The organism is Thiomicrospira sp. (assembly GCF_014859555.1).
Taxonomy (GTDB): Bacteria; Pseudomonadota; Gammaproteobacteria; order Thiomicrospirales; family Thiomicrospiraceae; genus Thiomicrospira.
On record NZ_JACUTY010000002.1, the window covers coordinates 35,061 to 48,064 of the forward strand.

Sequence of the window (13,004 nt, forward strand, 5' to 3'; positions counted from 1 at the left end):
CCACCAGGCCTGGTGGTCGGGGTTAACGAGGATTACTGCGTTAAGTTAATAAACAATTTGGGTAATTGTTCGGGTAGGCGCTCGACCTTTTCGATAATGGCGTAGTGGTTGCCGAAAATATCGGCTACGTATTCGTCGGCTTTGGGGTCCATGTTGATGCAGTAGGTGTAAATGCCTTGATTGGCTAATTCTGTGACCGCTTGTTTGCTGTCTTGAATCAGCATTTTTGGATCTTTAACATCAATATCGGCGGGTTCACCGTCAGTCAGAATCAGCATGAGTTTTTTATCGGTTTGTTGTGCCGATAAATAATGCGCCGCATGGCGCATCGCCGCACCCATTCTAGTTGAATAGCCCGCTTGCATCGCCGCAATGCGCGATTTAACCGGTTCTGACCAATGCTCGCTGTAGCCTTTGATGTGCTGATAACGCACTTCGTGACGTGTGTCTGAACTAAAGCCAGCAATCGCAAACGGATCGCCTAATTGCTCAACCGCCCACGCCAATAAGGCCAAAGCTTCTTGGCTGAGTTCGAGCAGGGTTTGATTTGTGCCCGCAACTCGTTGATTTAAAGACTCGGACATATCTACCAGCAACATCACTGAAATGGAGCGGCCATCTGGTGTATGGCTGGTGTTTATACGTGGGTCGGGTTGTGATCCGCTTTTGTAGTCGATGAGTGAACGAATCGCGACATCCAAATCCAGCTCGTCACCTTCTTCTTGAAAACGCACCCGCACTTTATTTTGTGGTTTGAGCATTTCGATCACACGTTTGAGCTGTTTCACCAGGCCGGCATGTTTGGCGAGCAAACTATCAATTTTGTTGGCGTCGCCAGCTGGGTGCAAACGTTCGTAAACCGTAGTCCATTCAGGACGATAACTTTCGCTAATGTAGTCCCATTCATCGTAATGACGTGGCGGCAGGCCGCCATCAAGGTCAACTTCGCGGTCTTGATCATCTGGCTGGTATTCGTTTTCGACCGTATCATCGGCTTCGTCACCTTCTTCGTGGAACACCCATAAATAGCGGTTGTCGTCACGATAGGAGATTTCAGTGTCGGTGAAATAGATATTCGGCAAACTGTCGGTTTGTTTACGGCTTTTAACAAAATAATGCGTTGCGAGATCACGCAGGTCTTCAATGCTGGAGTTTTCGCCCTTTTGCATGATCTGGTTAAACTTTTCAACCATTTCTTCGATTAATGCATCATTGGGTTTAAAGTCTGGATCTAGCAAAGCACGCGATAAACGAGTTGAACGGTAACGCAAACAGGACTCTTGACTATCATCGCAACTACCTTCAACCGGAATCGGGTGCAAACCCAAAAACAGTTTTTTCAAACCCGGAAAACGCGCAATAGCGAGTGAGTCCACGCGACAATCTTCAAACAGTTCAAGAAATAATTGCACTTGCGGTGCCATATTGTCGCCGTTGGTGGGTTTTGACCAGGTGTAATGCGCCATCATATGCATCAGCATGGCGCGATAACGATCTAAACCTGACACGCCATTTAACTCGTCGTACATATCCGGCACACGCATGGCGTCGTCTTCAATATAGGGAATCGGTTTTTTGATTTGGTCAAATGCGGTCGAAAAACTCACAAACAGTCGATCTTGATCCCAAAGCGCGCTTTGCAACATATCCAGCTGACGTTCGACATCTTTAAACACTACCCCGTGGCGTTCGCGTTGCATGATGTTTTTAGAGTCCGCTGATTGCAGTGCAAAATATTCAGCTTGTTGATCCGGAAAGTGTTGGTAGTTACGAATACCGTAATCCATCCAACGACCTAGTCCGTCTAAAGTCAATTTACCCACTAAAAACGGCACTTGATCCAGCATCGGAATCAGGCCTTTGCTTTCATACATCGACTGGTGTCCGTGAATTACGGTTTGAGTGCGGTCAATAAAGTCATCCAGCATCGCCAGATATACGTTGAGCTGTTCAACCTGATCAATTCGACGGTTTAGTGAGGCGAGACTTTGCAAAAAAGGCACGATGGCTTTGCTGTTTGGGCTGCGTGCCAGTTTATAAGCATAGTCGGCCACCGCACTGAGCGAGGCTTCGCCCAGATGGCTGGCAATGCTGGGCATCTCATCTAAATAAATGATAGCCGGTTCGGCACCTCGTCCCATTTTACAAAGTAGTTGGGCTTTTTCTAGATAGGTGTTTAAGCCGGTTTCCGACAAACATTCCCGAGCCAGTGCCACACATTGGGGGAAAATTTGCTGAACCTGCTCAAAGCCACAATTGAGTTGCTTGCGGTAGGTTTCAAGTAATTCTTGCGTCATGTTTTTCACGGAATTAAGCAAAAACCATATTAATGGCGTTATCCAAGGTTTCGCGAATATCCGCGTCATCGGTAATCGGACGAACCAATGCCATACGACAGGCATCTTGCTTCTCAACACCCTGTGCAATCAAGGTGGCGGCGTACACCATCAAACGTGTGGAAATACCTTCATCCAAACCGTGACCTTTTAGTTTACGGGCGGCTTCACCAATTTGAACCAATTTTTTCGCGACTTCCAACTCCACGCCAGATTCTTTGACCAGAATCTCAGCTTCGACATAAGCCGGCGCATAATCAAAATCTAACGCGCAAAAACGTTGCTTAGTTGACTGTTTTAAGTCCTTCATCAAACTTTGATAGCCCGGGTTATAGGAAATCACCAATTGAAAATCTGGGTGTGCTTTAACCAACTCGCCTTTTTTGTCGAGTGACAATTCACGACGGTGGTCGGTTAGCGCATGAATAACCACCATGGTATCTTGGCGTGCTTCGACCACTTCATCCAGATAACAAATCGCACCATGACGTGCCGCCAGTGTTAAAGGCCCGTCTACCCAACGTGTGCCACTTGAATCTAATAAAAAACGACCGACTAAATCTGAAGCGGTAATGTCTTCGTTACATGAAACGGTGATTAAAGGTTTGCCAAGTTTCCAGGCCATGTGTTCAATAAAACGCGATTTACCACAACCTGTTGGGCCTTTAACCATCACCGGCAGACGCGCATTGTAAGCGGCTTGGTATAACGAAACCTCGTTGCTCTGTGCTTGGTAAAACGGTTCTTTTTCGATGTTATATTGGCTAATATCCATGACCTGACCTTTTAAAATACGATGAAGTTACTTTTAATAAAGCACCAGGCCTGGTGGTTTATTAAAAGTAACCTAACTATGATTAACACTGAAATTGTCGATAGGTAAAAAAACCCCTGCTAATTGGCAAGGGTTTTATCTGCTAAATAAGCATTACTTATTTATGAACGCCTAACTTTTCTCTCCAACCTGGATAGATTTTGTCAGCGTCAGCTGGGAAGGACTCAAACGCACGTGCGAATTCTTGGTGATCTTTCGCGAATTCAATTGGGTCAGCTCCTTGCTGCCAACACTCATAAGCCTGGCGTAAAGAGATCGCACCGGCGGCTGGGCTGTCGATGTGACCATAAGAACCACCACCAGAGGTGTTGATAACGTTGCCGTGACCTAAGTTTGCGAAGAAACCAGGTAGACGTAGCGCGTTCATACCACCAGAGATGATTGGTGTAGTTGGCTTCATGCCGTTCCACTTCTGGTAGAAGAATGGCCCTTGACACTCATCACGCTCGATCATGTATGCAATGTTTTTGTCTTCATTGCCGCCTTCCATTTTACCGAAGCCCATCGTACCCACGTGGATACCTGACGCCCCTTGTAAACGGGAGATTTTAGACAATACAAATGCGGTATAACCACGATTAGCAGAAGGCGATGTGATCGCACCATGACCCGCACGGTGGTAATGTAAGTACTGTGAAGGATAATTACGACGTGCGGTTGTGATCATGCCTGGACCACCCACATAACCGTCAACTAGGAATGCAACGTTCTGTGCAAACTCACCAAACGCTTCTAGGATGTAATCGGCACGGTAAAGCATTTCGTAATGATCATCTGCAGTGATGTTTGCAGAGAACAATTTAGCTTGACCGGTTTCGTCTTGTGCACGTTTCATCGCATCAACAACTAAAGGCATAACTTTTTTCATTGGCGCGAAAACTTGGTTACCTTGTGGTTCATCATTTTTGATGAAGTCGCCACCCAACCAGAACTGGTAGGCTGCATTAGCAAATGGTTCTGGGCGTAAGCCCAATTTTGGCTTGATGATCGTACCGGCGATGTAACCACCGTTTTTGTAATCACGGCCAAGAATACGCCACATATCAGAAATGTCTTTTGCAGGGCCGTCAAACAAATGCAACTTAGTTTCTGGAACCCAGAAATCTACCATCTGTAGGTTTTTAACGTCGCCCATACCTTGGTTGTTACCAATCGCCAAGGTTAGGAAAGAAACCAACATGGTTTTGCCATCTGTCGCGTTACGGTCAAACAGATCGAATGGATAAGCGATTTTAATCACATGATTGGCTTCGTCGATTTCATAAACCAAAGCATCCACGCCTTTAGTGAAATCATCTGTCGTACAAACTTCAACGTTGGTGCCAGTTGAAGATTCCGCCGCAATGTGTGCCGCGACTTCTAAATAACCATAACCTGCGACCTGCTCCATGTTATAAGCCACCAAAATATGGTTTTGACCTGCAATTAGGTCTTCTTCTTTCAAACTCAAGTCCGCATAACGATTTGACTGATCCATTTAACTTACCTCAATAATAGACGGATAACCGTCTTTAACTATTTGTTATTGATAAAAACCAATAACCCCAAAATCTTTAAGGCCAGTTTATAGGAACTAAGAATTTATACAAATCAATATATTAAATGAGAATGATAGATTTTTATCTATACCTTTACTGTAGAAGGCTTTCAATTTTCTTTGTTAGGCTATTTACTTCAAGTTTTAACAACTCAATTAACTTCTGTGCCGCAACTGAATGCAGCTTGCCTTTTGATGAAACAAGATACCACTGGCGACGAATCGGAAATCCTTCAACATTCAAAATGACAATTTCTCCCTGTTCAACATAATTTATAACGGTGGCAAGTGAGGCCACCGTGATACCCAGGTTTTGCATCAATCCTAAACGAACCACTTCGTTACCACCCAAAATCATCTTGATGTTGGGTGTGAAACTTTGTTTTTGAAAGGCATTTTCTACTTGGGCTCGTTTACCGGATCCTTTTTCACGCATTAAAATTGGAATATTGGTCAGCTCATCTAATTTAATTTTTGATTTTTTAGCTAAGGGATGGGACTTGTGTGCGACAAAAGCCAATGGATTCGGAGCCAACTTTTCGGAGTCTACATTCAAACCCTCTGGCGGCTCTCCGAGTATATAAAAGTCGTCTTCATTTTTTTGTATTCGATCGAGTAATTGCTCCTTGTTTCCGACAGTCATCGCTATTTTAACTTCTGGATATCGTTCGACATACTCTTGTATCACTTTAGGTATAAAATATTGTGCCGAAGAAACCACAGAAAATTTAACTCGCCCACCTGAAAAACCTTTTTGATTTTTAATTCGATCTTCCGCGAACACTAGTTTTTCAAGTATGTCTTTAGCCGCTTCATAAAGTATTTCACCCGCTTGAGTTAAAAATACTTTCCGGCCAATCAGTTCAAATAACTGGACTTCAAGTGCATCGGCCATTTTTTTAACCTGCATTGAAACCGTTGGTTGAGTAAGGTGCAATTCTTCTGCCGCTCGCGTAAAACTTTTATGTCTTGCGATCGCCTCAAATACTTGAAGCTGACGAATGGTTGCATGTCGAATTAATTGATAAGGCTTATCTGCCACTTTAATCACCAGGCCTGGTTGTGTTTGTAGGAACTATTAAAACAAAAAAACCCAGGACAAGCCCGGGTTTTCAAGATATAAGATTTCGTTTTAAATCTTATTTTACGATTTGGTTCAATGAACCCGCCGCGTAACGTGCTTGCATTTCTTCTAGGCCAATCGCTTTGATCTTAGAACCATGACCTGCACAACCAAAGGCTTCGAAGCGGGCTTTACAGATTTCCATCATCGCATCTTCAGCCGCTTTGTAAAATTTACGCGGATCGAAGTTTGATGTATTTTCGGCTAGGTGCTTACGAATCGCACCGGTAGAAGCCATACGTAAGTCGGTATCTATGTTTACTTTACGCACGCCGTACTTGATACCTTCAACAATGGCTTCAACTGGTACACCGTAAGTTTGACCCATATCACCACCATAATTGTTGATGATAGTTAGCCATTCTTCAGGAACAGAAGATGAACCATGCATCACAAGGTGAGTGGTTGGGATACGCTCGTGGATCTTTTTGATCTGGTCGATTTTCAATACGTCATCAGATGGCTTAGAAGTAAACTTGTAAGCGCCGTGTGACGTACCTACCGCTACCGCTAAACAGTCAACATTGGTGTCTTTTACAAACTGAGCCGCTTCTTCTGGATCAGTCAACAAAGCTGAGTGATCTAGCTTCTCGTCAGAACCATGACCGTCTTCTTCACCCATCATGCCTGTTTCTAGTGAACCTAAGCAACCTAGCTCACCTTCAACCGATACACCACCCGCGTGAGCGATTTTAACCACTTCTGCTGTAATGCCTGCGTTGTATTCATAAGATGCTGGGGTTTTCATATCAGACATCAAAGAACCGTCCATCATTACCGAAGTAAAGCCAGACTGGATTGCACGTAAACAAACGCCTACGTCTGAACCGTGATCCTGGTGCATAACCACCGGAACGTTCGGGAACATTTCAACGGCACCCTGTACTAGGTGACGCAACATAGGTTCACCTGCATACTTACGTGCGCCAGCTGAACCTTGTAGGATAACAGGTGAGTCAACTGCGGCCGCAGCACGCATAATTGCACGAACCTGTTCCATGTTGTTTACGTTAAACGCTGGCATACCGAACTGATGTTCTGCTGCGTAGTCCATTAATTCACGAAGTGTAATCATCGCCATCTGCGAAACTCCTTTATTGGTTTCAAAAAAATTCTTAGCCCGTGGGCACTTATTCTGTCTGTTTCATAACCCATGCCAGCCTTTAGCTAACAACGGGTTATTTTCCCTTATAATTCAAGGGACTTTTACGATCTCTAATCGATTAGTTCCGCCCATAGTGCCGCGTTGTTCGCCACGAGTCAAGATGACTAAATCACCTTCTTGCACAATGCCAAACTTTTTAAGCTGAGCCAACACGTTTTGTTGAATTTCTTCATCATTTAAACCGGTGTAATCAACCATTGATGGATAAACACCACGATACATACACACTTTACGACGTGTGCTTAAGTGCGGTGTTAGTGCAAAAATTGGAATACCGGAACTAATACGAGACATCAATAAAGGTGTATTACCCGATTCTGTTAAAGCCGCAATACACTTAACATTAAAGTGGTTAGCGGCATACATGGTCGCCATTGCTATAGTTTCATCAACGGCATTGAAATAGTCTTCAATTCGGTGCATCGAGTGCCGCGTAGAACGCGATTTTTCGGCTTCATGACAAATGCGCCCCATGGTTTCAATAACCTGAGAGGGGAAACGACCAGTCGCCGTTTCACCAGACAACATGACCGCATCTGAACCGTCCATTACGGCGTTAGCCACATCAAATACTTCGGCACGTGTCGGAATCGCATTTTCAATCATGGTTTCCATCATCTGAGTCGCGGTAATTGTGACGCGGTTTAATTGACGAGCACGTTTGATAATTTTCTTTTGCAAGGCTGGTAGTTGCGCATCACCCACTTCTACACCCAAGTCACCACGTGCAATCATCACGACGTCTGAGGCCAATATAATGCCATCTAAAGTTTCATCATCCGCTACCGCTTCGGCACGTTCTATCTTGGATACGATACTGCAATGTAAACCGGCTTGAGCGGCTAAGGTACGGCAATATTCAACGTCTTCGGCAGAGCGTGGGAAAGACAACGCCAAGTAGTCTGCGTCTATTTTGGCGGCCGTTAGGATATCTTCTTTATCTTTTTCTGTTAAGGCACTAGCGGATAAACCACCACCCATTAAGTTGATGCCTTTATTATTAGATAAAGTACCGCCAACTGTTACCGTACATTCCACACGCTCACCAACCACTTGGTTAACCTGCATCACAATACGACCGTCATCTAACAATAATAAATCACCTGCCTTAACGTCATAAGGCAGGTTTTTATAGGTTAAACCAACCTCTTGCTGATTGCCCGCTTCATTACCTACTGCATTATCTAAGGCAAATTGAGCACCATCTTCAAGCTCAATTGGTCCATTTTTAAATTTAGCGATTCGAATCTTCGGACCTTGAAGGTCAACCAACACAGCGACTTCGCGATTTAATTTAGCCGCGGCTTCACGAATCCAGTTAGCTCGATCAATATGATCCTCTGCCGACCCGTGTGACATATTAATACGTACAACATCTACACCTGCTTTAATAATGCGCTCGATTTCGCCAGGACGATCCGTCGCAGGGCCAAGTGTAGCAACAATTTTTGTTCTTCTCATAGAAACCATTTAAATTACTTTTCCTTTCTTAAAAGGGCTTATGCTCAGTAAGATGGCTCGCAAAATAAACTGTTACCCCTAATCGGGGAATAGACACATCCGGCCTAAACAGCAATTCACTTCCCGAGACACCCTGTTACTTCCATAAGCCAATTCTTTATAAATGCGCACCAAACCTAGGATCACCAGGCCTGGTGCTTGATAAACCCGCTTATTTAGCGGCGCGTTTTTCCAGCATATCAACCGCTGGTAGTTTTTTGCCTTCCAAAAACTCTAGGAAAGCACCACCGCCTGTTGAAATATAAGATACTTGATCTTCAATACCATACTTATCAATCGCCGCTAAAGTGTCACCACCGCCCGCAATTGAAAAGGCCTTTGATTCAGCAATCGCTTTAGAGATGGTTTTAGTGCCTTCTCCAAATTGATCAAACTCAAATACACCCACCGGCCCATTCCAAACAACCGTACCGGCGTTTTTAATGATTTCAGCCAATTCAGCGGCTGTTTTCGGCCCAATATCAAAAATCATGTCGTCATCAGACACTTCAGACACATCTTTGGTTTCAGCCGCGGCGGTTTCAGAAAACTCTTTACCGGTTACCACATCTTGCGCTAGAGGAATCGAAGCACCACGACCGTTCATGATCTCGTTAAGCTTGTTCGCGGTTGGAACCAAATCGTCTTCACAAAGAGATTTACCCACATTATGCCCAGCCGCTTTGATGAAGGTGTTGGCAATACCGCCACCTACGACCAACTGATCTACAACCGTAGATAAAGATTCTAAAACCGTCAATTTAGTCGATACTTTAGAACCACCGACAATCGCCACTAATGGACGTGCTGGCTCTTTCAATGCTTTTGTTAATGCGTCTAGTTCTTCCGTTAACAACAAACCGGCACAAGCGACAGGTGCATATACACCCGCGCCATGGGTAGAACCCTGTGCACGATGAGCGGTACCAAAGGCATCCATTACATACACGTCACATAATGCCGCGTACTGCTTAGATAACTCTTCAGTGTTTTTCTTCTCACCGACGTTAAAACGTACGTTTTCAAGAAGAACTAACTCGCCTTCAGCGACATCAAAACCACCATTTAGGTAGTCTTTGATTAAACGGACGTCTTTACCCAGCTTTTCAGATAGGTTAGCTGCAACCGGAGCCAAAGAGTTTTCTTCAGAGAAAACCCCTTCTTCTGGACGACCAAGGTGTGACATAACCATCACCTTAGCGCCAGCTTTCATCGCCGATTCAAACGTTTTCATTGACGCACGAATACGTGCATCAGATGTTACTTTACCGCCTTTAACTGGAACGTTAAGGTCAGCACGAATTAATACGCGCTTACCCTTAAGATCCAAATCGGCCATTCGAATAAAAGACATAGCTTTCCCCTTACTTACCAACGTGCTCAACAACACGCATCATGTTGCAAGTATAGCCATACTCGTTATCGTACCAAGCCACCACTTTTACAAAGGTGCTGTCTAGTGCAATACCAGCGCCTGCATCAAAAATTGATGGGTGGCTGTTACCACGGAAATCAGTCGAAACCACGGCTTCTTCGGTATAACCTAGAACACCTTTCATTTCGCCTTCAGAAGCTTTTTTCATCGCCGCACAAATTTGCTCGTAAGTCGCTTCTTTGTTTAGTTCAACTGTTAAGTCAACGACTGAAACATCAGAAGTAGGTACACGGAAAGCCATACCAGTCAACTTACCGTTAAGCGCTGGCAATACTTTACCAACCGCTTTAGCCGCACCGGTTGAAGATGGGATGATGTTTTCCAAAATACCACGACCACCGCGCCAATCTTTTTGTGATGGACCGTCAACCGTTTTTTGAGTTGCTGTTGCTGCGTGAACAGTGGTCATCAAACCACGTTTGATACCAAAGTTGTCGTTTAATACTTTAGCAACTGGCGCTAAACCGTTAGTTGTACAAGAGGCGGCAGACACAATGGTCTGACCTTTGTATTCGTTGTGGTTAACACCGTAAACAAACATAGGCGTGTGATCTTTTGATGGCGCAGACTGAACTACTTTTTTCGCACCCGCTTGAATGTGTGCCTGGCAAGATTCTTCGGTTAAGAAGAAACCGGTACATTCGATAACCAAATCAACGCCCGCTTCATCCCACTTCAAGTTAGCTGGGTCACGCTCAGCGGTTAGACGGATTTTTTTACCGTTAACAATCATGTTGTTTCCATCTACTGAAACATCACCATCGAAGTTGCCGTGTACTGAGTCGTACTTCAACATATAGGCTAAATAGTCAGGGTCTAACAAATCGTTAATGGCTACGATTTCGATACCTGGGAAATCTTTAGCCGCGGCACGGAATGCCATACGACCGATACGGCCGAAACCATTGATACCAACTTTAATTGACATAGCTTTCTCCTAATTGATGAGGTGTTTAAAACGCCTGTTTTAAACACAACAAACTCGCCAGAAAACTGGCGAGTTAAACTTTAAAAATAAAACTTTTGATTAAGCGATTATTGCTTCAGCTTTTGCGACAACGTTTTCAACGGTGAAACCAAACTCTTTAAATAGCTCACCGGCTGGCGCAGACTCACCGAAGGTGTCGATGCCGACAACATCGCCCTCTAGGCCAACATACTTACGCCAAAAATCCGTTACACCCGCTTCTACTGCCAAGCGTGGTACACCTGGAATCAAGACCGAATCTTTGTAAGCTTGGTCTTGCATATCAAACATATCTGGACAAGGCATAGATACAACACGTACTTTTTTGCCTTTCGCTGTAATAGCGTCAGCCGCCTTAACAGCAAGCTCAACTTCAGAACCTGTTGCGATAATGATCAATTGCGCACCAGCTGCATCTTTAAGGACATAGCCGCCTTTCTCAATCATTTTAACTTGCTCAGGAGTACGCTCCATTGGCGCTAAGTTCTGACGCGAGAATACTAAGGCTGTTGGTGCATTACTGCGCATCATCGCTACTTTCCAAGACACCGCTGACTCAATGGCATCACAACCACGCCAGGTTTGGAAATTTGGAATCATACGCATGGTCGCAATTTGTTCAACTGGCTGATGCGTTGGACCATCTTCACCTAGACCGATTGAATCATGGGTGTAAACATAGATGGTGCCGATTTTCATCAACGCTGACATACGCAATGCATTGCGCATGAATTCCATGAACATTAAGAAAGTCGCGCCATAAACTTTAAACCCGCCATGTAGAACCATACCGTTCATCATGTGTGCCATACCAAACTCACGCACACCCCAAGAGATGTAGTTACCGTCGGCGTTGTTTTTGTTTACTTTAACCGTGCCTGACCAGTTGGTTAGGTTTGAACCGGTTAAGTCCGCTGAACCACCAAACATTTCTGGCAATAATGGCCCCATAGCTTCAATTGCATTTTGCGATGCTTTACGTGACGCAATGTTTGGCATTTCCGCTTGAGTTTTAGCAATGAACTTATCCATTTCAACTTCAAAGTTCGCTGGCAACTCACCCGACATACGACGTTTGAATTCTTTTGCTAAATCAGGATAGTTTTTCGCATAGTCTTCAAACAATGTATTCCACTCAGCTTCTTCATCCGCTCCTTTCTTGGTGTGATCCCATCCATCATAGATATCTTGTGGGATAACGAACGGCTCGTGCTTCCAACCTAGGTTTTCACGGGTTAGCGCGATTTCTTGATCACCTAATGGTGCACCGTGACAGTCGTGTGTACCGCAAAGGTTTGGCGAACCGAAGCCGATCGTGGTTTTAGTACAAATTAAAGTTGGCTTGTCTTGGATAGACTTAGCTTCATGGATAGCGGCATCAATGGCATCGGCATTGTGACCATCTACACCACGGATAACGTGCCAGCCATAAGACTCGAAACGACCCGCAACATCTTGCTCCATCCACTCATCAATGTGACCGTCAATTGAGATATTGTTGTCATCCCAGAAAGCGACCAACTTACCAAGACCTAACGCACCCGCCATGGCACAAGATTCGTGTGACAAACCTTCCATCAAACAACCATCGCCCATAAAGGCATAAGTATGGTGGTTTACAATTGCGTGTCCTGGACGGTTAAACTGCGCCGCTAACGTGCGTTCTGCAATCGCCATACCTACTGCGTTAGTAATGCCTTGGCCTAATGGCCCCGTGGTGGTTTCGATACCATCCGCATAACCATACTCTGGGTGACCAGCGGTTTTGGCATGCAACTGACGGAACTGTTTGATATCTTCCATACCCAAGTCAAAACCAGTTAAATGCAGTAGAGAGTAGATCAGCATTGAGCCATGACCATTTGACAATACAAAACGGTCACGATCTGCCCATTTGGCATTTTTTGGGTTGTATTTCATGTGGCCATTCCACAGTACTTCTGCAATATCAGCCATGCCCATAGGCGCGCCTGGGTGACCTGACTTGGCTTTTTGTACGGCATCCATACTTAACGCACGAATTGCGTTAGCTAAATCTCTACGAGTTGGCATATCAACGTCCTCAATTTTGAAAAAAATTCGGGTGTTCTAGAAGTTTCGGCGTTG

9 protein-coding genes are annotated in these 13,004 nt (G+C 44.7%); all 9 read right to left on the reverse strand.

Features of this window, described 5'->3' with window-relative positions; all coding sequences use genetic code 11:
- Positions 1 to 32: 32 nt before the first annotated feature.
- Entirely contained in the window at positions 33 to 2,297 is a 2,265-nt protein-coding gene (locus IBX48_RS00675) for a VWA domain-containing protein (RefSeq protein WP_296829541.1), read from the reverse strand.
- Between the two features lie 13 nt (positions 2,298 to 2,310).
- Positions 2,311 to 3,111 (reverse strand): CbbQ/NirQ/NorQ/GpvN family protein, encoded by an 801-nt coding sequence (locus tag IBX48_RS00680; protein WP_296829544.1) that lies wholly within the window; start codon positions 3,109 to 3,111, stop codon positions 2,311 to 2,313.
- A gap of 157 nt (positions 3,112 to 3,268) precedes the next feature.
- Positions 3,269 to 4,648 (reverse strand): ribulose-bisphosphate carboxylase, encoded by a 1,380-nt coding sequence (locus IBX48_RS00685; protein ID WP_296829547.1) that lies wholly within the window; start codon positions 4,646 to 4,648, stop codon positions 3,269 to 3,271.
- 154 nt (positions 4,649 to 4,802) lie between these two features.
- On the reverse strand, positions 4,803 to 5,750 hold the full coding sequence (locus tag IBX48_RS00690; protein ID WP_296829550.1) for a LysR family transcriptional regulator: 948 nt from the start codon (positions 5,748 to 5,750) through the stop codon (positions 4,803 to 4,805).
- A gap of 97 nt (positions 5,751 to 5,847) precedes the next feature.
- On the reverse strand, positions 5,848 to 6,912 hold the full coding sequence (fba, locus tag IBX48_RS00695; protein WP_296829553.1) for a class II fructose-bisphosphate aldolase: 1,065 nt from the start codon (positions 6,910 to 6,912) through the stop codon (positions 5,848 to 5,850).
- A gap of 114 nt (positions 6,913 to 7,026) precedes the next feature.
- Positions 7,027 to 8,466 carry a pyruvate kinase gene (gene pyk, locus IBX48_RS00700; RefSeq protein ID WP_296829556.1) on the reverse strand — a complete coding sequence of 480 codons (1,440 nt, stop codon included), beginning with the start codon at positions 8,464 to 8,466 and terminating at the stop codon, positions 7,027 to 7,029.
- A 202-nt stretch (positions 8,467 to 8,668) separates the two neighbouring features.
- Positions 8,669 to 9,850 (reverse strand): phosphoglycerate kinase, encoded by a 1,182-nt coding sequence (locus IBX48_RS00705; protein WP_296829559.1) that lies wholly within the window; start codon positions 9,848 to 9,850, stop codon positions 8,669 to 8,671.
- Between the two features lie 10 nt (positions 9,851 to 9,860).
- Positions 9,861 to 10,859: a type I glyceraldehyde-3-phosphate dehydrogenase gene (gap, locus tag IBX48_RS00710; RefSeq protein WP_296829562.1), complete on the reverse strand. Its 999-nt coding sequence runs from the start codon at positions 10,857 to 10,859 to the stop codon at positions 9,861 to 9,863.
- A gap of 99 nt (positions 10,860 to 10,958) precedes the next feature.
- Positions 10,959 to 12,950: a transketolase gene (tkt, locus tag IBX48_RS00715; RefSeq protein ID WP_296829565.1), complete on the reverse strand. Its 1,992-nt coding sequence runs from the start codon at positions 12,948 to 12,950 to the stop codon at positions 10,959 to 10,961.
- Between the last annotated feature and the right edge of the window lie 54 nt (positions 12,951 to 13,004).